The sequence below is a fragment of the Curtobacterium sp. UNCCL20 genome (genome assembly GCF_900101675.1).
Classification (GTDB): Bacteria; Actinomycetota; Actinomycetes; order Actinomycetales; family Microbacteriaceae; genus Curtobacterium.
The window spans coordinates 58,422-79,130 of sequence record NZ_FNKG01000003.1 but is presented as its reverse complement, the minus strand read 5'-3'; the positions used below and the strand labels follow the sequence as shown (position 1 = coordinate 79,130).

Sequence of the window (20,709 nt, the reverse complement as noted above, 5' to 3'; positions counted from 1 at the left end):
CGCTTGCGGACAGGCTCGTCCTCCTACAGATCAGCCAGTCCTAGGTTCGGGCCGCACCGGTTGGTGTGGCCCTTACCTATGACGGTAACCGCGACCACCCACGTCCTTGGGCGCGTTTGACATGGGCAGGTCAAAGTTGTTGGGACTGGCTCCCACACGCCCTTTCCAGAATCAGTGGGTTCATGGTCACAGGTGGTGCCCGGTGTGCACAGATGGAAGTCGGTGTATCCCACGCCCATGCCACAGAGATGTCGAAAAATCGCATCAAAGTTTGACTTCCGCTCGGGCGTGTCGCCCGAGCAGCGCTCAGCTGGCGATGAGGAACCAGGGCAGCTGCCCGCCGCGCAGGGGGTCTCCTGCCTCAGTCGTCCTCTTCCGCTACTGGGTCATTCCAGACCACGAGCAGCCGCTCAGCGATTGGCTGCCGGGGACGTGCTGCCGGCTCTACCTCGACCGCAACGAGCATGTCACTAATGAAGTGCTGCCGCTCGCGCACCCCGCCCTCTGCCCAGGCTTCCGCGAGGGTGCGACCGGTGGGGATGCGCGTCCGCACGACCTTTCCGGGAGCTTCCAGCAGGGCACGTCTGCGCTCCTTGAGCGCCTCCAGCCGCGGGATGAGGACGGAGTAGTCGGCACCGTCGTCGGCGAGCGCTGCTTGGAGGTCGCTGATCTCCTGCGCGACTGCTTCGAGTGCTCCAGGGTCGGCGGCACCCTCGATGCGCTCCGTGATCCGGTACTCATGCAGCTTGCCGATGGCATCGAGGACAAGAGCCTCTACGTGGTGCTCGACGGGGACGCGAGCGATGGAGACGCCGGGGCAGGCCAGTCCGGGCACTGCCTTGTTGGCGCACCGGAAAGACCCGTTCGCACGGTCCTTCCGGCTGTTGGCGTACATGACGCTTCCGCACAGGCCGCATTCGAGGAACCCACTGAGCCAGCTGGCGGCCTTCTTAGGAGCGTTCGGTCCGCGCTTGGTAAGCGTCGACTGGATGGCTGACCAGGTGCCGGGGTCGAGCACCGGTTCCCACCGCTGAATCGGCAGGCCCTGCGAGTCCGTCACGACCCGGTATTCCTCGACGGCGGACCCATCTGCCCGGGCCCCCACTTGCACCTTCTTGGTTGTGCGGCCGAGCAGCGTTGGGGACAGGAAGAGCTTCCGGACGGTGGTGATTCGCCATTGCCCGGCGTCGAGGCCGTCGACCGTCTCCCCCGCTTGCCGGGCACGCCGCGCCGGAGACTGGGGCGTGGGCACCCCGTGCTCTTGCAGCCAGCGGGTGCCGTCGGTGAGGCTGACCCCCGAGGCGAACTTCTCGGCGACCGTCCGGGCTGCTTCGGCTTCGTAGTCGTCGACCACGAGCATCTTGCCGCCGCTCGGCCGAGCGACAGCGCGGTAGCCGAACGGCGAAGACCCTCCCAGCCACCGCATCTCGTCGGGGTCGGTCTGACTCAGCACGTGAGCGCGCATGGACCGGATGCGGTCGCGGGTGCCTTCCGCCTCCATCGCCGCTACCTCCGCGATGACGGCGGCCATGATCCCGAATGCGGGCTGATCGGACCGCAGCCCCTCCTTGTGAGCGATGAAGAGCGCCCCCGGGCGCTCTCGGAGCACGCCGACCAGCTTGGCGACCGCGGAGAGACCCATGCGACTCCATCGGCTCAGCTCCCAGACCAGCAGCACGTCTGCGCCGCCCTGGGCGAGCATGGCCAGGGCGGCGTCCGCCCTCTCGCGCTCCTTGCGTCCGGACAGGCCGTCATCGGTGAACACCTGCACGACCGGCCAGCCCGCGGCTTCCGCGACCTGCCGTAGCTCGCGCTCTTGCCGGTCGATAGAGACGGACTCTTCCGTGGTGCGAGACACTCGGCAGTAGAGCACTGCTCGCAGAGGGGTGGCCATGGCTGGAGCTTAGCTTCCGATGTCCCCTTTTGGTACTTCCCGACTCGTCGAGGAAGAGCACCCCGCGGGTGGCCCGCGAGACCGCTCCGGGTCGGATCACACCGGACCCTCCTCCGATGAGCGCGATCGCGGACGCCGAGTGGTGCGGCGCTTCCCACGGCGGACGGGTGGTCCACGACGCGGAACCGTGCCCGGCGACCGACCGCACGGCCGCGACCTCGAGCGCAGCCTCGTCGTCGAGGTCGGGGAGGAGCCCGGGCAGTCGTTCGGCGAGCATCGTCTTCCCGGCACCGGGCGGCCCGAGGAGCAGCGCGTGGTGCCCACCCGCCGCGGCGGCGATGACGGCACGGACGCCGATGGGGTTGCCGATCACGTCCGACAGCTCGGCGACGGGCCGGTCGTCCGGCGGAGCGGCGGTCGGCAGCACCGCGCGGACCTCGACGTCGGGCAGCAGGGCCCCGGCGTCGATCGCCGCCGCCCGGAGGGAATCGGTGCCGTGCACCGATACGCCACCGACCACCCGGGCCTCGTCGAGGTTCCCGATCGGCAGCACGACCCGTTCAGCACCGGAGTCGCGCGCGGCGAGCAGCATCGGGATCACCCCTGCGACCGGCCGCAGCCGTCCGTCCAGCCCGAGTTCGCCGATGTACACGACCCGCTCGGAGACCCGAGGCGCGACCTCGGCAGCGGCGAGCACCGCCATCGCGATCGCCAGGTCGAAGCCGGATCCACGCTTGGGGATCGCAGCCGGCGTGAGGTTGACGGTGATCCGTCGTGCCGGCAGAGGACATCCGGCGTTCGCCGCCGCCGCTCGGACACGCTCGCGTGCCTCACCGAGGGAGGTGTCGGGCAACCCGATGATGCTGAACGCGGGCAGCTGACTCGTGAGGTGCGCCTCGACCTCGATCCGTCGGCCGGCGACGCCCACCAGGGCGATGGCGGCGGCACGTCCGATCCCCGTCACAGCACACCCGCGATGTGGTCGACCCCGACCCGGTCCGCGTCGACGTGCACCGCGACCGCGTCGATCCGGATCGCGCGCGCCGACACTTCGGGGTGCTCGTCGAACGACGCGGGGACGAGTCGCCGCATCCGGGCCACCTTGGAGGCGGTGATCGCCTCGAACGGATGGCCCGTCGAGATGCCCGACCGGGTCTTCACCTCGATGAAGACCAGCGTGCACGACTGCCACGCGATGATGTCCACCTCGCCGCGGGGACATCGCCAATTCCGTTCGACCACGCGGAATCCGTGGTCCTCCAGCCATTCCACGGCCCGGTCTTCACCGAATCGTCCGAGACTGCTGTTCCGCAGCGGTGTTCGCTCCATGTCGTTGCCTCCGCCGCAAGGTTCGCGGACTCACCGCACCGGAAGCGTGCCGCGCGACGAATTGTGGAGAGACGGAGCGATATCGGTTTCTGTGGAGGACAAAGCAAAGAACCCGGACGACCGAGGTCGACCGGGTTCTCGGACCACCGAGGTCGTCCGGGTTCTCGTGAGCCGATGTCAGTGTGCGGCCGCGTACGCTTCCTGCACCTGGGTCGAGATGCGCCCCCGGGTCGACACCTCGTAGCCGTTCTCCTTCGCCCATTCGCGGATCTTCCCGAGCTCTTCGGAGTTGCCGCGCTTCGGGGCGGACTTCGGAGCACCGCTGCCGCCACTCGAACGACGTCCGGACACCTTGCGTGCAGCGGCGACGTAGTCGGAGATCGCTTCACGGAACTTGTCGACGTTGTCGTCCGTCAGGTCGATCTCGTAGGACGACCCGTCGAACGCGAATTCGAGGGTGCGGCCTTCACCCGGCGCGATGGGCGAATCGTCGAGGTCGTCGACGAGTTGAACAGTGACCTTCTGTGCCATGACGTTCTCCTGTGTTTTCGGGGGACGGAAATCCACACCACATTAGCGCGGGAATACCGCCGGAGTGTCATTGCCGGGGCGTTTCTCAGTCCGCCGCAATGGAACTGAAGATCACTCGTCGAGTGCGAGTTCCTTCGGCAACTCGAGTTCACGCGATGTGAGTTCCTCGACGTTGACGTCCTTGAACGTCAGCACCCGCACGGACTTCACGAACCGATCGGAACGGTAGACGTCCCAGACCCAGACGTCGTTCATCGTCAATTCGAAGTAGAAATCGTGCTCGGTGTCCCGGCGGGCGAGTTCCACCTCGTTGGCCAGGTAGAAACGCCGCTCGGTCTCGACCACGTACCGGAACTGCGACACGACGTCGCGGTACTCGCGGTACAGGGCAAGTTCGACCTCGCGGTCGTAGTCGTCGAATTCGTCGTCATCCATCGCGCCCACAGTCTACGGCGGCGGAGCCGCACACGACACACACGGAGGCGCACACGACACACACGCAGGCACACACGACACACACGGCCAGCGGTGACGCCGACACTGCGGCTCAGCCCGCGACCGCGTTCCACTCCGGAACGCCGTCCAGTTCCTCGAACCCGTCCAGCGACACGCTCGACGCCTGGTGCAGCCAGCTCTTCCGGTGCAGCGCGTGTGCCCCGACCGAGCGGATCGCGTCGTAGTGCGCCGTCGACCCGTACCCCTTGTTCGACGCCCACGCGTAGTGCGGCGCATCGTCGTGCGCCGCGATCATCAGGGCGTCACGCGCGACCTTGGCGACGACCGATGCCGCAGCGACCGAGGCGCAGTCGCGGTCGGCCTTGACCCGGACGACGACCTCGAGCGGGTCGGAGGGAACCCGGAGGGACGACGGGACGGCGCGGGTGAGCCAGTCGAAGGAACCGTCGAGCACCACCACGGCGCCGTCGAGCGACAGCCCGTCCGCCACGAGTGCACCGAGCGCCGACGCCCCGGCCTGCCCCAGTGCGGGGACGATGCCCTGCTCGTCGACCACCGATGCGGAGGCCATGCCGACCGCCGTGCGGGTCCACCGACGGACGACCGGGTCGAGCGCCTCGCGTCGGGCGGCGGTGAGGAGCTTGGAGTCCGCGAGACCCTGCGGCACCCGCCCGATGTCGATCGTGACCGCGGCCACGCCGACCGCGACGGGTCCCGCGATCGCGCCGCGACCGACCTCGTCCATGCCGATGACCGTCACGCGCCCTTCGCCGAGGAGCTTCTTCTCGACGCGCAGGGACGGACGGACGGCGGTCACTTGTCCCGCTCCTCCACGCCGGCGAAGACCTCGGGGTGGTCGTCGAGCCAGGTCCAGCGACTGGAGGGCCACGAGATGACGAAGGCGCGACCGGTGACGTCCGACAGCGGGACGAAGCCCTTCGACGGGGTGTCGCCGTTGTACCGGGAGTCCTTGGAGTCGTTCCGGTTGTCGCCCATCACCCAGATGCTGCCCTTCGGCACGGTGACGGAGAAGTCGGTGGCCGAGGCTGGGGCGCCGGCGGGGAGCTTGAGGTACGGCTCCTTGATCGGCACGCCGTTGACGGACATCTGCCCGAGGTCGTTGCAGCAGGACACCTTGTCACCGGGCAGGCCGATGACCCGCTTGATGAGGTGGTCGTCGCTGTCCCCGGTGCCCAGGCCGACCTGCGTGAGGAGCCAGTCGATCGCCTTTGCGGGCTGCGTGTCCGGCGTGACGCTCGGCACCTCGGACCCGTCGAGCCATCCGCCCGGGTCCTTGAACACGACGACGTCGCCGCGCTTGAGCGACACCACGTTCGGCACGAGTTCGTTGACGATCACGCGGTCGTTGATCTGCAGCGTGTTCTCCATCGACGCCGACGGGATGTAGAACGAGCGGATCAGGAACGTCTTGACGAGGAACGAGACGAGCAGTGCCGCGATGAAGATGATGACGAGGTCGCGGAGGAATGTCAGGACTCCGTTGCGCTTCTTCTCGGTGCGGGGTCGGCGCCCGGTCTCGTCAGTCGTGTCCGTCATTTCCACTCTCGTTCACACGCCTCGAGTTCGCACGCCACAAACCCGGGAAGAAGCCGGCCCAGCACCAGCGGGAACCAGCCCGACGGGAACCGAGCCGGCACAAAGGGAAGCCCCCCGTCGATGCACAACCGTACATCGACGAGGGGCGAGCAGCGGCGTCGGGCTCGCGGACGCTCACTGTGAAGGCGATCAGGAGTCGCGCTTCTCCTTGATCTTGCGGCGGGCGGCCTTGCCGCGGAGCTCGCGGAGGTAGTAGAGCTTCGCACGACGGACGTCACCCTTGGTGACGATCTCGATGTGGTCGATGATCGGCGAGTGCACCGGGAACCAGCGCTCGACGCCGACCTGGAAGCTCACCTTGCGGACCTTGAAGGTCTCGCCGAGGCCGTGACCCTGGCGTCCGATGACGACGCCCTGGAACACCTGGACACGCGAGCGCGTGCCTTCGATGATGTTGACGTGCACCTTGATGGTGTCGCCCGGACGGAAGTCCGGGACGTCGGTGCGCAGCGACGCTGCGTCGACGTGGTCGAGGAGCTGGCTCATTGTTGGGTCACTCTCTGCGGACGCACACGGGTCGCCGCGGATCGAATTCGGTAAGTGAAGGTGTGTGCCCGGTGTCGGCGACTCCCCCGTGGCAGAGTCCAGCCAGGGCACGGCTACCCATCCTGCCACAGGAGCACGCCCACACCAAACACCGGCAGGATGGACTCATGATCGAACTCCGCACCCCCGCCGAGCTGAACGGCCTGCGCGTCGCCGGCCGGTTCGTCGCCGACGTCCTCGACGAGCTGCTGGAGACCGTCGACGTCGGCGTGAACCTCCTCGACCTCGACCGGGTCGCCGCGCGGATGATCGCCGACCGCGGCGCCGAGAGCTGCTACGTCGACTACCACCCGTCGTTCGGCAAGTCGCCGTTCGGCAAGAACCTCTGCACCTCGGTGAACGACGCCGCGCTGCACGGCCTGCCGCACGACTACACGCTCGTCGACGGCGACCTGGTGAGCCTCGACTTCGCCGCGAGCGTCGACGGCTGGGTCGCCGACTCCGCCGTCTCGGTGCAGGTGGGCACGCCACGCGACGAGGACCAGCGACTGATCGCCACGGTGGAGCGCGCACTGGCGGCGGGGATCGCACAGTTCCGGACGGGCAACAAGCTCGGCGACGTGTCGTACGCGATCGGCGCCGAGGCCCGCGCGGCTGGCTACGACGTCAACCTGCAGTTCGGCGGCCACGGCGTCGGGCACACGATGCACGGCGACCCGCACGTGCCGAACGACGGCCGTCCGGGCCGTGGGCTGAAGCTGCGGCCGGGGCTCGTCGTCGCGATCGAGCCGTGGCTCATGCAGGGCACCGACGAGCTCTCCCAGGACGACGACGGGTGGACCCTCAAGAGCGTCGACGGTTCGCGTGCCGCGCACGTCGAGCACACGGTCGCGGTCACCGAGACCGGTCCCGAGGTCCTGACCCTCCGTCGCGCCCAGCGCGACCAGTAGCGAGCCTGGAGGCGCGGCACCAGCCCGCCCCGCGCCTCCAGGCCCGCACGGCGGAGCCGAGACTCGGGCACAGCGACCGTTCTCGGGGCCGGAAGCACGAGATCGGTCGCTCACCACGAGACTCGGGCCGACCACCGAGCGGCGAACGAGCCCCGCGCTACGCGTCCGGCAGCAGGTCCGGCCGGACGCGCCGCGTCCGCTCCACCTGCTGCTCGTGCCGCCACGCGGCGACCCGGCCGTGGTGCCCGCTGAGCAGCACCTCGGGCACCTCGAGGTCACGCCACGAGGCGGGCTTCGTGTACGACGGGTACTCGAGCAGGCCGTCCTCGTGGGACTCCTCGACGAGCGACTCGGGGTTGCCGACGACACCGGGCACGAGTCGTCCGACGGCCTCGATCACGGCCATCGCCGCCACCTCGCCGCCGTTCAGCACGTAGTCGCCGAGCGACAGCTCGACGACGGAGCAGCGGGACGCCGCCCACTCGAACACGCGGGCGTCGATGCCCTCGTAGCGTCCGCAGGCGAACACGAGGTGCGGTTCGGCGGCCAGCGACCGCGCGATCGTCTGCTTGAACGGGGTTCCCGCGGGCGTGGGGACGACGAGCGTCGAGGAGCCGTCGGGCCGCAGGATCGACTCGAGCGCGAGCGCCCAGGGCTCGGGCTTCATGACCATGCCCGCTCCCCCGCCGTACGGGGTGTCGTCGACGGTGCGGTGCCGGTCGGTCGTCCACGACCGGAGGTCGTGCACGTGCAGGTCGAGCAGACCGTCCTGCCGTGCCCGGCCGAGCAGGGACACGTCGAGCACGGAGAAGAACTCCGGGAAGATCGTGACGATGTCGATGCGCACGGTCAGTCCTGGGTGTCGGCCGGCGGCGTGACCGTCTCCGGGCGGGACATGTCCTCCGGGTCCTCGAAGAGGCCCTGCGGCGGGGTCACCGTGACGGTGCCCGCCTCGATGTCGACGGCGGGGACGATCGCGGAGACGAACGGTACGAGCACTTCGCCGCGCGACGGGGTGTCGATCGCGAGGAGGTCCTGCGCGGGCAGGTGGTCGACGCGGGCGACGGTGCCGACCTCGACGCCGTCGCGGAGCACGCGGAGGCCGACCAGCTGGTGGTCGTACCAGGCGTCGTCCTCACCGGTCTCGGCGTCGGCGTCCTGCTCGACCCAGAGGATCGCCCGGGCGAGGGTCTCGGCGGCCGAGCGGTCCCCGATGCCCTCGAAGAAGGCGACCGGGTGGCCGTTGTACCAGCGCAGCTCGTCGAGCGCGATGGTCTTGCCGGCCCACGGAGAGTCCTCCGGGACCTGGAGCGTGAAGACCGCTCCGGGCGTGAACCGACGATCCGGGTCGTCGGTGTAGAGCTCGAGCTTGATGCCGCCCTTGAGCCCGTGCGCCTTCGTGATTCGACCCACCCGAAGCTGGGTCGTCTCCCTAGGAATCGGTGTCGACCACGTCGACACGCACCCGCTTGCCGTCGGCGAGAGCCGAGACGAGGGTGCGCAGCGCCTTTGCGGTCCGTCCGGCGCGACCGATCACGCGGCCGAGGTCCTCGGGGTGCACACGCACCTCGAGGACCTCGCCCCGCGCGGAGGTGGAACTGGCGACGCGCACGTCGTCAGGGTGATCGACGATCCCCTTGACGAGGTGCGTCAGCGCGGATTCGAGCAAGGAATTACGCCTCGGTCGTCTCGGCGGCGTCGTCGGCCGACTCGGCCGGAGCGGCCGGGGCCTTCTTCTCCGACTTCGGCTTCAGGACGGCCTTCTTGGACGAGTCCACGACGAAGGCCTCCTTCGGCTGCTTGACCTGGACCTTGGACTCGGTGTCCTTCTCGCCCTTGAACTTGGCCCAGTCGCCGGTCAGCTTGAGGAGGGCAGCGACCTGCTCGGTCGGCTGCGCGCCGACGCCGAGCCAGTACTGCGCACGGTCCGACTTGACCTCGATGAACGAGGGCTCCTCGGTGGGGTGGTACTTGCCGATCTCCTCGATCACACGACCATCGCGCTTGGTGCGCGAGTCGGCGACGACGATGCGGTAGTACGGCGCACGGATCTTGCCGAGGCGCTTGAGACGGATCTTGACAGCCACAATTACTCCTGTTGCGTGATGTTGTGGTTGAACCGGAACCGCGGGCGTGGGGGCACACACGGTGGAAGCTCGGAATGAGTCGCGCACAGCTGGATAGAGGGTCGAGCAGGCGCGATTCGACCGTTCATTCTTACAGATTCCCGGCCGGGATGCGAGTCGACTCGCTACGGGGCGAGTCGCCGGACCGCTTCGAGTGCCTCGGAGGTCGCGCGGACGGCGTCCACGCTCCGCGCGTCGCGTGCACCGCCGACGATCGCGTACGGCACGCCGGCTGCCTGGAGGCCCGTGACCAGCCCGTCCGTCGGCCGCCGGTCCGGCTCGTCGCCGGTCTCGATCGCGCGCTCCTGCCCGGCGCAGATCACCACGTGGTCCGCGGGGACCGCCCGCTCCTCGCCGTGCTCGTCGCGGATCCAGAGCGCGCCGGGTTCGATGCGCAGGTACTCCTGCACGCCGCCGACCATCTGCACGCCGGCGTCGCGGAGTCGTCCGATCGCCACCCAGCGCGACGTGATGCCGATCCCCTGCCCGAACTTGCCCGAGCGTCGGAGCACGGTGACCTGTTCGCCGGGTCGGAGCGTGCGGGTCGCCGCGGGGAGCCGCTGGGGCACGTCACCGACGACGACCTCGGACACGTCGAGGTCCCAGCGTGCCGCGAACTCCTCCGCGCGGCGGACCTCGTCGGGCGACTCGGTGAGGAACGCCGCCGTGTCGACGCCGATCCCGCCACCGCCGATGATCGCGACGGTGCCCGCGGGGACGCCCTCGCGGAGCGCCTGCTCGTAGGACCGGACGTGCGGCAACGTCGCTCCGGGGATGTCGACCTCGCGCGGCACGACCCCGGGCGCGAGCACCACGGCGTCGCTGTCGGCCAGGTCGGCGGCGGTGGCGGCGCGGCCGAGGTGGATCGTCGCCCCGCGCTCGTCGAGTTCGGCACGCGCGGACCGGACGGTCGCGGCGTAGTCCTCCTTGCCCGGCACCAGCGCGGCGAGGCCGAACTGCCCACCGAGCTGCTCGGACGCCTCCCACAGTGTCACGGCGTGCCCGCGACGAGCGGCGTCCACCGCGGCTGCGAGGCCGGCCGGGCCGCCACCGACCACGTCGACGCGCTTCGGGTCGGTCGTCGGACGGGCCGGGAACGCGACCTCACGGGCGGCCCGGGGGTTCACCAGGCACGACACCGGCTGGCCGATGATCGAGCGGTCGAGGCACGCCTGGTTGCAGCCGATGCAGGTGTTGACGAGCGCGAAACGGCCGCCGAGGGACCGGTTCACGATCGCGGGGTCGGCGAGGAACGGGCGGGCGAGCGCGACGGCGTCGATCACCCCGCCGGACAGCACGGCCTCGCCGTCGCGGAGGTCCGTCATCCGGTTCGACGCGATGACCCTCACGTCCGGGTGCTCCGAGGCGCGCACGAGGTCGGCGATCCGGGTGACGTAGGACACCCACGCGCCGTGCGGCACGGAGGCCTGCACGGTCGGCGTCCGCGACTCGTGCCAGCCGATCCCGACCGAGATCCCGTCGAGGCCGAGCGGCAGCAGCTCGAGCACCAGGGCGTCGACGTCGTCGGGTGTCGACGAGCCCGGCATGAGGTCCGCGCCGGAGAGGCGGATCGTCACGGCGATGTCCGGCACGGCGTCGCGGACGGCCCGGACGACCTCGACGGCGAAGCGACGCCGCCGCTCCGGTGAGCCGCCCCACTCGTCGTCGCGGAGGTTCGTCAGCGGCGACTGGAACTGGTTGATCAGGTACCCCTCGGACGCCATGATCTCGACGCCGTCGAACCCGATCTCCCTGGCCGTGCGCGCCGCGGCGGCGAAGTCCTCGATCGTCCGCGCGATCTCGTCCCCGGTCAGCGCCGAGGGGACGACCCCGCGGGCCGCGGCCCACGGCAGGGCCGACGGTGCCACGACCCGCTGGGGTTCGCCGTACCGGTCCGTCATCCCGGACGCCAGGGCGTACCGGCCGGCGTGGAAGAGCTGCGCGAGGATCGTCCCGCCCTCGTCGTGCACGGCGTCGACGGCGACGCGGAAGCGCTCGTCCGCTCCGCCGACGCCGAACACCGCGAAGTCCGGGCCGCCACGGGCCTCGTCGTTGACCGCGATGCCGCCGGTGATGATGCACGCGGCGCCGCCGGCGGCACGCTCGCGGTAGAACGCCGCCATGCCCGCCCCGCCGTCGTCGTGCACCTCGAGGCCGGTGTGCATCGACCCCATCACCACCCGGTTGGGCAGCTGCAGGGGGCCGAGGGTCCACGGCGAGGCGACGGTCCGGAGGGAGGCCGGCACGACGGGGGCGGAAGCGACGCTGCTCATGCGCCTATTCTGCCGCGGGCAGCACCGCGTCACGGAGCGGCGAGGTCGTGTCCGCCCAGTACGGCGGCGCGATGACGGTGAGGCCGCCGTCGACGGAGAGCACCTGGCCCGTGATGTACGACGCCTTGTCGGAGAGGAGGAAGTCCACGGCGTCCGCCATGTCGTCCGCGGTGCCCGGGCGCTGCAGCGGCAGCTTCTCGAACACGGTCTCGATCGGCGCCTGGCCGGGGACCTTCGTGTAGAAGTAGTCGAGCGAGTCGGTGTCGATGAGCCCGCCGTTCACCGCGTTCACGGTGATCTGGCGCGGACCGAACTCGACCGCCATGTACTTCATGTAGGACTCGCTCATCGCCTTCGCGGCGCCGAGCGCGGCGTACGTCGGGAACGCCCGGAGCGAGCCGTACGAGGTGACGACGACGATGCGGCCGCCCTTGTCCATCAACTCGGCCGCTCGCTGCGCACCGAGCACGAACGAGCGGGCATTGGTCGCGTAGCTGCGGTCGAGGTGGTGCAGCTTGAGCTCCTTGACCGGCTTGAACGCGCTCGCGGCGGCGTTCGCGACGAAGTAGTCGAGCCGGCCGTAGGTGTCCCGCACCAGGTCGAACAGCGCGTCGATCGACTCCGGCTGCTCGATGTCCACCTGCGCCGTGATCCCGTCGCCACCGGCGGCCTTGACGTCGGCGAGCGACTCCTCGGCGAGGTCGGCGTTGCCCTTGTACGTCACGACGACGGTCGCCCCGCGCTGGCCCAACTTCTGGGCGAGCAGGCGGCCGATGCCGCGCGAGGCGCCCGTGATGAGGGCGATGGGAGCGTTGGTGGAGTCGGTCACTGCGGTCCTTTGCTGAGGTGGTTCGGGACGGACTGGAGGCGCGGGGCGGGGCCGCCTCGCGCCTCCAGTCCGGTTGTCGGTCTGGTCTAGAACCCGGCCTGGCCGGTCACGACGGCGCGGCCGACGACCAGCTTCTGGATCTCGTTCGTTCCTTCTTCGAAGCGCTGCGCGCGCGCGTCGCGGTAGACGCGCTCGATCGCGTTGCGCTTCCAGTACCCCTGCCCACCGTGCACCTGCAGTGCCTTGTCGGTGACACGGGCGAGCATGTCGACGGCGACCATCTTCGAGGCGCTCGACAGCGTGCCGGCGTCCGGGCGGTCCTCCTCGTAGGCGCGGGCGGCCTCGAGCACGAGGGCGCGCGCGGCCGCGATGTCGGCGTAGTTCTCGGCGAGGTAGAACTGGATCGCCTGGCGGCTGGAGAGCTTCTTGCCGAACGTCTCGCGCTTGTTCGCGTACTCGACCGCGAGCTCGTTGGCGCGCTCGGCCAGGCCGACGGCGCTCATCGCGACGGACACGCGGCTCGGCAGCAGGAAGCCGCCGAGCGCGACCTCGAGCCCCTGGCCCTCCTCGCCGAGGCGTGCGGACGCGGGGATCGGGGTCTCGGTGAAGCGGAGGATCGCGTGGTCGGTGCCGCGGATGCCCATCGTGTCGGAGTCGTCGATCACCTCGGCGCCGGGCAGGCCGGAGTTCGGCATCAGGAACGCGACCGTGCCGTCCTGGCCGGTCGTGCCCTCGAGCCGAGCGGCAATGAGCCAGTAGTCGGCCCGCACACCGAACGTGATGAGGTGCTTCTCGCCGTTCATCACGTACGTGTCGCCCTCGCGGCGGACGGTCGTGCGGATGTCGGCGCCGGTGCCGGCCGTCGCCTCAGTGAGCGTGAACGCGACGAGCTTGTCGCCCGCCACGCTCGGCTTCACGACCTCCTCGATCTGCTCCGGCGTCGCGTAGGGCTGCATGGCGCGCCAGGTTCCGTTGATGACGTGCACGAGCATCCGGATCGAGGCGTGCGAGCGGGAGACGATCTCCATGACCTCGAGGTAGCGGGAGAACGGGATGTCCCGTCCACCGAGCTCCACCGGCGCCGCGAGGGACAGCCAGCCCTTCTCCTTCAGCTCCTGGAAGAGCTCCGGCGCGACCTGCCCGGTGCGCTCGATCTCCTCAGCCCACTCCTCGCCGCGGCCGCGCACCCACTCGGTGACCTCGGCCTTGAGCTGCTGGAAGTCCTGCTCGGTTGCGGTTTCCGTGACCAGCGTCATCGTTTCAGTTCTCCTTCGTCGCGACGAGCGCGGCTGCCTGCTCCCGCAGGACGTTCTTCTGGACCTTGCCGACCGCGTTGCGGGGCAGTTCGTCGATGTACTCGAGCCGCTCCGGCCAGTAGTACTTGCTCACGCCCGCCTTGTCGAGTGCGTGCTGCATCGCCGCGAAGTCGAGCCGCTCGGCGCCGGCCGCCGGCACGACGAACGCGCACGCGCGCTCCCCGAGGCGGGCGTCCGGCATCGCGACGATCGCGACGTCGGTGACGAGGGGGTGCTGGTAGAGGAGGTTCTCGATCTCGACGACCGGGATCTTCTCACCGCCCCGGTTGATGACGTCCTTGATGCGCCCGGTGATCGACAGGAAGCCCTTGTCGGACACCTTCGCCAGGTCCCCGGTCCGGTACCAGCGGTCCTCGGTGAAGACGTCGTCGGTCAGGTCGGGGCGGTCGAGGTAGCCGTCGAACATCGTCGGCGAGAACAACTCGAAGTTGCCCTCGGTGTCCGCCGGCAGCTCGTGACCCTCGTCGTCGACGATGCGGATCGAGATGCCCGGCAGCGCCCGGCCGTCGTGCCCGTACGCGTCCGCGGGGTCGTCGCTCGGGCTGGACAGCGCGCCGAGGCAGGTCTCACTCGTGCCGAACGCGCCGAGGATCGCGCTGCCGAGGACGGTGCTCGCCCGCTGCGCGAGGGCTCGGGGCACCGCCGCGCCGGTCGGCACGAAGATCCGCAGCGACTCGGGCTGCGGGGCGCCGCCCTCGACCAGGTCGACCAGGTCGGTCAGGAACGGCGTCGCGCACTGCACGAAGCTCGCCTTCGCGACACCGAAGGCCTGCTCGAGCGCGACCGCGCCGTCCCACACCGGCTGGATGACCTGCGGGGCACCGAGCCGGAACGCCAGCAGCATGCCGTACAGGAACCCGGTCTGGTGCGCGAGCGGCGACGGGATGTAGATCCGGTCCTCGCTCGTCAGGCCGGACTGCGCGACGTGCATCGCGGTGGCGAGGCCGAGCGTGCGGTGCGGGTGCTGGACGCCCTTCGGCTCGCCGGTGGTGCCGGAGGTGAAGAGCAGCTGGCAGACGTCGTCCGGGCCGGGCGCGTGCGACCGGATCTCGTCGACGTCGACCTGCACGGACTCGAGCGCGGTGTCGAAGTACCGCCAGTTCCAGTCGCTCGCGGCGACGCGCTCGGCGGCGTCGGCGGGCAGCGGGGCCTGGTTGGTCGGGCTGTCCGCCTGCCCGCGGGCCTCGGCACGGAGGACGACCACGTGCTCGACCGACAGGCGCCGTTTCTGGGCCTTCGCCTCGTCGATGACCTCGAGGAGTTCCAGCGCCGGACGACGCTTGCGGAACACGTTCGGCAGGAACACGATCCGGGCACGTGAGCGGGCGAGCGTCATCGTCGTCTCACGCGGGCCGAACACGGGCATGATCGGGGTCGCGACCGCACCGATCTGGATCGCGCCGAGGGTGATCGACACGAACTCACGCCAGTTCGGCAGCTGCATCGCCACGGACTCGCCGGTGCGGACACCGAGCTCGAGGAGCAGCGCGGAGACCTTGTCCGCCTCGTCCTGCAGTTCCCTCCACGTGGTGTTCACCGGCTCCGGGCCGCCGACCTCGATCACGGCGAGGCCGTCGGGGTCGGACTCGGACAGGGCGCGGACCTTCTCGCTGAGGACCAGCGGGTCGGCGTCGACGCCCGCGAGCTCGGGCAGCGCGGCGGGCCGGGCGGCCTCGTCGCCCGCCGGGGCCTCGGTCGTCTCCCCCAGGTCGGTGCGCTCCGGCATCTCGACCTCGGCGGCGTCCACCCGGTCGTCGCGGGCGAGCTGGGCGGCGAGCCCGTCACCGACCTCCATGTCGAGGCCGACGGCGTTCATCGCTTCGAGGAACGTCGGGTACGAGATCCGGTAGGCCCGCGGGTAGGTCAGCGAGGACGTCCCCTCGGCCTTCGACGCGGCGACGGCGAGGGACATCAGGACCCGGTGGTCGTTGAAGGACGACATCGGGGAGCCGTGCAGCCCGCCCGGACGGACACCCGTCACGCGGAGTTCGTCGGCGCCCTGCTCGGCGCGGCCGCCCATCCGGTTCAGCTGCAGCATCGCCGCGACGCGGTCGGATTCCTTGAGGCGGATGTGCGCCACGTTCCAGAGCCGGGTCGTGCCCTCGGCGAAGGTCGCCATCGTGGACAGGACCGGCAGGAGGTCCGGGATCGGCTGGCAGTCGATGTCGAGGGAACGGAGCGGGGAACCGTCGTGCTGGATGCGCACGAAGCCGGTCTCCTCGTCGATGCGCATCGGGACACCCATCGCCGTGGCGAGGTCGAGGAACTCGCTCTCCGGGTGGTCGGTCTCGGCGGTGGTGAACGCCGTCATGCCGCGGAGGAGCACGTTCGACTCGCGGATGCCCGCGGCCGCGATGCCGAAGGCGGCCGAGCCGATGTCCGGCGGGATGACGTAGTCGTGCGGGGTAGCCTGCTGGTTCGCCGGGATCCGGTACTCGAGCCAGTCGTCCGACACCTCGACGGTGAGCCCGAACTGGCGCATCATCCGCACCGTCAGCTCGACGTACGGCTGCTCGTTGAGACGGCCGCCGGTGATGTGGATGCGGGTCTCCTGCTCGGCGAACGGCGCGACCAGGAGCAGGCCGGAGATCCACTGCGACAGCGTTCCGGCGATCTGGACGTCGCCGCCGCGCGGACGCTTCGGCTGGACGGTGACCGGCGGGCAGTCGTTCGTGGCCTCGAGCTCGACGCCCATCTGGGTGAGCGAGGTGAGGAGCGCCTTGATCGGCCGGCGCTGGAAGTACTTCATCCCGGCGAGCGTCATCGGCTTGTCGGCGAGGGACGCCAGACCGGTCATGAAGTAGAGCGTCGTGCCGGAGGACCCCATGTTGAGGATGCCGTCCGCCCCGCGGGACCCGTGGTCGACGACGTCGGTCGCTTCGTACCGCCCGCCGAGCCCGGTGACGTGGTACTCGTTCCCGCGCCGCTTGACGTCGACGCCGAGGGCACGCAGCGTGCCGACCGTCCACTCCACCTGTCTGGTCGCACTGATCCCGGACACGATGCTCGTCCCCTTCGCCAGGGACGCGAGCACCAGCGCGCGGTGCGCGTGGTACTTCGAGACCGGGATGTCGAGTTCTCCGACGAGCGGTGCGGACGTACCGCGCACGACCAACTGCATGCGTACCTCTTCCCTGTTCAGCATTTCCACGGTACGCCCGGTGTGGATCTCCTGGGAATCGGATCCGCACGATCGGGACAGGTGTTCGTTGTGCGTGTCCGACAACGATCCGGGCAGGATGTACAGCATGGACATCCGCTTCACCGAGTCCCGCCCGTCGACCATCGGCGTCGAGTGGGAGCTCCCCCTGGTCGACCGGGACACCGGCGACCTCACCCCGCGTGCCCCCGCCGTCATCTCCGCCGTGCAGCAGCGGCTGGGCGACCACGACCGGGTCACGGAGGAGCTCCTCACCAACACCGTCGAGGTCGTCACCGGTGTGCACACGCGGGTGAGCGGGGCCACGAACGAGCTGTCCGGCATCATCGGCGAGGTCATCGACGCCGCCGAACCGCTCGACGCGCAGGTGATGTGCGCCGGCACCCACCCCTTCGCCGTGTGGGATCAGCAGGAGATCACCCCGGACAGCGAGCACTACACGACACTCATCGACCGGACCCGGTGGTGGGGACGGCAGATGCTCATCTGGGGCGTGCACGTCCACGTCGGCATCGACCACCGCGACAAGGCCCTGCCGATCCTCGGGGCCATGCTCGCCTACGTGCCGCACCTGCAGGCGTTCACCGCCTCGAGCCCGTTCTGGGCCGGCATCGACACCGGATACGCCTCGAACCGTGCGCTCATGTTCCAGCAGCTCCCCACCGGCGGCCTGCCCCCGCAGCTCGGCGCGTGGGCGAACTTCGAGGAGGTCGTCGACGACCTCACCCGCACCGGTGTGATCGAGGGGTTCAAGGACCTCCGCTGGGACATCCGCCCGTCGCCCGGCTGGGGCACGCTCGAGAACCGGGTGTCCGACGGCATCTCCACGCTGCACGAGGTCGGCGCCGTCACCGCGCTCGTGCAGTGCCTCGTCACCGCGATGTCGGACCGCCTCGACACGGGCGAATCGCTCCCCTCGATGCAGCCGTGGTTCGTGCGCGAGAACAAGTGGCGCGCGGCCCGCTACGGCATGGAGGCCGAGATCATCACGAACTCCGCCGGCGACGAGCGGCTCGTCACCGACGAGGTGCACGACCTCGTCGCACGGCTCGACCCGGTCGCGGAGCGCCTCGGCTGCCAGCAGGAGCTGCACCACCTCGACACGATGATCGAGCGCGGCGCGTCGTACCAGCGGCAGCTGCAGGTTGCGCAGGAGAACGGCGGCGACCTCCGCGCCGTGGTCCGGCACCTGGTCACCGAGCTGCGCGACTCGCTCTGACCGACGTCGGGGCCGTTCCGCGCGTAGGAAGTCGTTCCGCGCGTAGGAGGCCGTTCCGCGCGTAGGAAGCCGTTCCGCGCGTAGGAAGCAGGTTCTTCCTGCCTCCTACGCGCGGATCGGCTTCCTACCGCGCGTGCGATGGGAAGGAACGTCGCGACGTGCCCACAGACAGACGGGAGGCCCGTGGCGGATCCGCCACGGGCCTCCCGTCTGGTGGTCGTCGCGTCAGCGACCCAGGAACTTCTGCAGGCTCGCGAGCTCTTCCTCGGTCGGGGCCTTGCCGCCCTTGGCGCCGCCGCCGAGCCCGAGACCGGTGCCCTTCGGCGCCTGCTGCGGCGCAGCGGCGGCACCGGCCGCGAGGGCCGCGCGCTTCGCCGGGTTGCCGACCTTGGCCTTCTTCTTGCCGCCGCCCTGCTGCTGCTTCTTGCCGCCGTGCATGCCCGGGATCGGCCCCATGCCCGGCATCTGCGGGACACCACCACGTGCGACGGTCTTCATCATCTTCGCCGCCTGCTCGAAGCGGTTGACCAGCGCGTTGACCTCGGTGACGGTCGATCCGGCACCGCGCGCGATGCGCAGGCGACGCGAGCCGTTCAGGAGCTTCGGGAGTTCGCGCTCCTGCGGCGTCATCGACTGGATGATCGCCTCGGTGCGGACGATCTCGCGCTCGTCGAAGTTGTCGAGCGCCTCGCGCATGCCCTTGGCGCCCGGGAGCATGCCGAGCATGCCCTTGATCGAGCCGGCCTTGCGGAGCTGCTGCATCTGCTGCAGGAAGTCGTTCAGCGTGAAGTTGTCGCTGGCGATCTTCTCGGCGACCTTGCGGGCCTCTTCCTCGTCGAAGGCGCCCTGCGCCTGCTCGATGAGGGAGAGGATGTCGCCGAGGTCGAGGATGCGGCTCGCCATGCGGTCCGGGTGGAACGGCTCGAAGTCGTCGAGCCCTTCACCGGTGGACGCGAACATGATCGGACGTCCGGTGACGCTGGCAACCGAGAGGGCTGCACCACCGCGCGCGTCGCCGTCGAGCTTCGACAGGACGACGCCGGTGAAGTCGACGCCCTCCTGGAAGGCACGGGCGGTCGCGACGGCGTCCTGACCGATCATCGCGTCGATGACGAAGAGGACCTCGTCCGGGTCGACGGCCTTGCGGATGTTCGCCGCCTGCTTCATGAGCTCGGCGTCGACACCGAGTCGACCGGCGGTGTCCACGATGACGGTGTCGTACTGCTGGTCGACCGCGGCCTTGATCGCGTTCTTGGCGACCTTGACCGGGTCGCCGACGCCGTTGCCGGGCTCCGGGGCGAAGACGTGCACGCCGGCCTGCTCGCCGACGACCTGCAGCTGCTGGACCGCGTTCGGACGCTGGAGGTCCGCCGCGACGAGCATCGGCGTGTGGCCGTCCTTCTTGAGCCACTTGCCGAGCTTGCCGGCGAGCGTCGTCTTGCCGGCGCCCTGCAGACCCGCGAGCATGATGACCGTCGGGGGCCGCTTCGCGAATTCGAGCCGTCGCTGCTGCCCGCCGAGGATGCCGACGAGTTCCTCGTTGACGATCTGGACGACCTGCTGCGCCGGGTTGAGCGCCTTGTTGACCTCGTCGGAGAGGGCACGCTCGCGGACGGCTGCGGTGAACGCCTTGACGACCTCGAGCGCGACGTCGGCGTCGAGGAGCGCCCGCCGGATCTCGCGGACGGTGCCGTCGACGTCGGACGGAGTCAGCCGACCCTTGCTCCGCAGGTTGCGGAAGGTCTCGGTCAGCCGATCGGAGAGTGAACCGAATTGCGCCATGATCCGTCGATTCTACTGGTTCACCAGGACAAGCAGACCCGACCGCCCTGCCCGTTCACCGCAGGAGGACACCCTCGGCGAGTTCGACGGTGCTGGCGAGCCCGATGTCGACGACGACGGGTGCCCTCGACGGGCCACGGTCGAGGGTCGGGTACCAGGACCGCTCGGGCGACACGAGGATGAGCAACCCGTGCACGTCACCGACGGGGGCGAAGCCCGCGGTGGGCGCGTTCGCGTACGGGGTGAGGCCGTGTCGACCGAGCACCTCGACCGCGGCGAGGACGTCGGGCACGGCGACGCCGACCTCGCTCACCGATCCGAGGAGCGCGGAGTCCCCGGCGCCCGCGACACCAGCCGGCAGGTCGCGCCGTTCGATGAGCTCGAGCAGCTGCTCGTCGGGCCCCTCGAAGTACACCGACCGCGAGTTCCAGTTCGGCGGCCCCTCGAACTCGTCCGCGTCGTCGGTGCCGAGGATCGCCGCCACACCCGCGACCCACTCCTTCGCGGCCGCGAACGACCCGGTCGGGATCGTGACGGCGAGGTGGTGCGCCCCGGTCATCTCGTCGTCAGCGCGGAACACGAGCCGCGTCGACCCCACCGCGACCCGCACCGCGGCGCCCTCCACGGTGACGGCACAACCGAGCCGCTCGTAGAACTGTGCCGTCGCGTCGACCGACCGGGTCGTGAGCTGTACCTGCTGGATGTCCATGCCCGCCATCCGAGCACCTCAACCATGGTCGA

The 20,709-nt window shown here is 69.9% G+C and carries 20 protein-coding genes; 2 read left to right on the top strand and 18 right to left on the bottom strand.

Going from position 1 to position 20,709, the window contains the following annotated elements:
- Positions 1-361: 361 nt before the first annotated feature.
- The 8 genes from BLT36_RS13555 to rplS form a co-directional block, all read right to left on the bottom strand.
- The gene (locus BLT36_RS13555) at positions 362-1,858 is read right to left on the bottom strand and encodes a recombinase family protein (RefSeq protein WP_254787690.1); all 1,497 of its coding nucleotides are present in this window, start codon (positions 1,856-1,858) and stop codon (positions 362-364) included.
- Entirely contained in the window at positions 1,752-2,858 is a 1,107-nt protein-coding gene (locus BLT36_RS13550; protein WP_254787641.1) for an ATP-binding protein, read from the bottom strand. Before BLT36_RS13550 ends, BLT36_RS13555 begins: the two co-directional genes overlap by 107 nt.
- Entirely contained in the window at positions 2,855-3,223 is a 369-nt protein-coding gene (locus BLT36_RS13545) for a YraN family protein (RefSeq protein ID WP_092095962.1), read from the bottom strand. Before BLT36_RS13545 ends, BLT36_RS13550 begins: the two co-directional genes overlap by 4 nt.
- 177 nt (positions 3,224-3,400) lie before the next feature.
- Positions 3,401-3,754 carry a histone-like nucleoid-structuring protein Lsr2 gene (locus BLT36_RS13540; protein ID WP_092095960.1) on the bottom strand — a complete coding sequence of 118 codons (354 nt, stop codon included), beginning with the start codon at positions 3,752-3,754 and terminating at the stop codon, positions 3,401-3,403.
- 111 nt (positions 3,755-3,865) lie between these two features.
- Positions 3,866-4,189 carry a DUF2469 family protein gene (locus BLT36_RS13535; RefSeq protein WP_070419101.1) on the bottom strand — a complete coding sequence of 108 codons (324 nt, stop codon included), beginning with the start codon at positions 4,187-4,189 and terminating at the stop codon, positions 3,866-3,868.
- Between the two features lie 112 nt (positions 4,190-4,301).
- Positions 4,302-5,027, bottom strand: coding sequence for a ribonuclease HII (locus BLT36_RS13530; RefSeq protein ID WP_092095959.1), 726 nt, complete (start codon positions 5,025-5,027; stop codon positions 4,302-4,304).
- Positions 5,024-5,767 carry a signal peptidase I gene (gene lepB, locus BLT36_RS13525; protein WP_092095957.1) on the bottom strand — a complete coding sequence of 248 codons (744 nt, stop codon included), beginning with the start codon at positions 5,765-5,767 and terminating at the stop codon, positions 5,024-5,026. The genes BLT36_RS13530 and lepB overlap by 4 nt, the downstream gene beginning before the upstream one ends.
- A 189-nt stretch (positions 5,768-5,956) precedes the next feature.
- The gene (gene rplS, locus BLT36_RS13520; RefSeq protein WP_022905818.1) at positions 5,957-6,313 is read right to left on the bottom strand and encodes a 50S ribosomal protein L19; all 357 of its coding nucleotides are present in this window, start codon (positions 6,311-6,313) and stop codon (positions 5,957-5,959) included.
- Positions 6,314-6,480: 167 nt separating this feature from the next.
- On the opposite strand from rplS, the gene map reads away from it, so the two are divergent.
- Positions 6,481-7,263, top strand: a complete 783-nt coding sequence (gene map / locus BLT36_RS13515) for a type I methionyl aminopeptidase (protein ID WP_092095956.1) — start codon at positions 6,481-6,483, stop codon at positions 7,261-7,263.
- A 157-nt stretch (positions 7,264-7,420) separates the two neighbouring features.
- Here map and trmD read toward each other — a convergent pair whose 3' ends face one another.
- The 8 genes from trmD to aroA all read right to left on the bottom strand — a co-directional run bounded on the left by trmD (position 7,421) and on the right by aroA (position 16,928).
- Positions 7,421-8,110, bottom strand: a complete 690-nt coding sequence (gene trmD, locus BLT36_RS13510) for a tRNA (guanosine(37)-N1)-methyltransferase TrmD (protein ID WP_092095954.1) — start codon at positions 8,108-8,110, stop codon at positions 7,421-7,423.
- A 2-nt stretch (positions 8,111-8,112) separates the two neighbouring features.
- Positions 8,113-8,676, bottom strand: coding sequence for a ribosome maturation factor RimM (rimM, locus tag BLT36_RS13505; RefSeq protein ID WP_175529645.1), 564 nt, complete (start codon positions 8,674-8,676; stop codon positions 8,113-8,115).
- Positions 8,677-8,695: 19 nt separating this feature from the next.
- A complete protein-coding gene (locus BLT36_RS13500; protein ID WP_022902329.1) occupies positions 8,696-8,932 on the bottom strand; it encodes an RNA-binding protein in 237 nt (78 codons plus the stop codon).
- Between the two features lie 4 nt (positions 8,933-8,936).
- On the bottom strand, positions 8,937-9,350 hold the full coding sequence (gene rpsP, locus BLT36_RS13495; protein WP_092095953.1) for a 30S ribosomal protein S16: 414 nt from the start codon (positions 9,348-9,350) through the stop codon (positions 8,937-8,939).
- A gap of 164 nt (positions 9,351-9,514) precedes the next feature.
- Positions 9,515-11,662, bottom strand: a complete 2,148-nt coding sequence (locus BLT36_RS13490; protein ID WP_092095951.1) for an oxidoreductase — start codon at positions 11,660-11,662, stop codon at positions 9,515-9,517.
- A gap of 4 nt (positions 11,663-11,666) precedes the next feature.
- Positions 11,667-12,491, bottom strand: coding sequence for an SDR family oxidoreductase (locus BLT36_RS13485; RefSeq protein WP_092095950.1), 825 nt, complete (start codon positions 12,489-12,491; stop codon positions 11,667-11,669).
- A gap of 86 nt (positions 12,492-12,577) precedes the next feature.
- Positions 12,578-13,747 carry an acyl-CoA dehydrogenase family protein gene (locus tag BLT36_RS13480; protein ID WP_092095948.1) on the bottom strand — a complete coding sequence of 390 codons (1,170 nt, stop codon included), beginning with the start codon at positions 13,745-13,747 and terminating at the stop codon, positions 12,578-12,580.
- A 4-nt stretch (positions 13,748-13,751) separates the two neighbouring features.
- Positions 13,752-16,928: a 3-phosphoshikimate 1-carboxyvinyltransferase gene (gene aroA, locus BLT36_RS13475; protein ID WP_092096493.1), complete on the bottom strand. Its 3,177-nt coding sequence runs from the start codon at positions 16,926-16,928 to the stop codon at positions 13,752-13,754.
- Positions 16,929-17,055: 127 nt separating this feature from the next.
- Here aroA and BLT36_RS13470 point away from each other — a divergent pair, with 127 nt between their 5' ends.
- Complete coding sequence (locus tag BLT36_RS13470) at positions 17,056-18,186, top strand: glutamate--cysteine ligase (protein WP_092095946.1); 1,131 nt, start codon at positions 17,056-17,058, stop codon at positions 18,184-18,186.
- 225 nt (positions 18,187-18,411) lie between these two features.
- Here BLT36_RS13470 and ffh read toward each other — a convergent pair whose 3' ends face one another.
- On the bottom strand, positions 18,412-19,968 hold the full coding sequence (gene ffh, locus BLT36_RS13465) for a signal recognition particle protein (protein ID WP_092095944.1): 1,557 nt from the start codon (positions 19,966-19,968) through the stop codon (positions 18,412-18,414).
- Between the two features lie 55 nt (positions 19,969-20,023).
- Entirely contained in the window at positions 20,024-20,677 is a 654-nt protein-coding gene (locus tag BLT36_RS13460) for a VOC family protein (protein ID WP_139166472.1), read from the bottom strand.
- Positions 20,678-20,709: the final 32 nt, after the last annotated feature.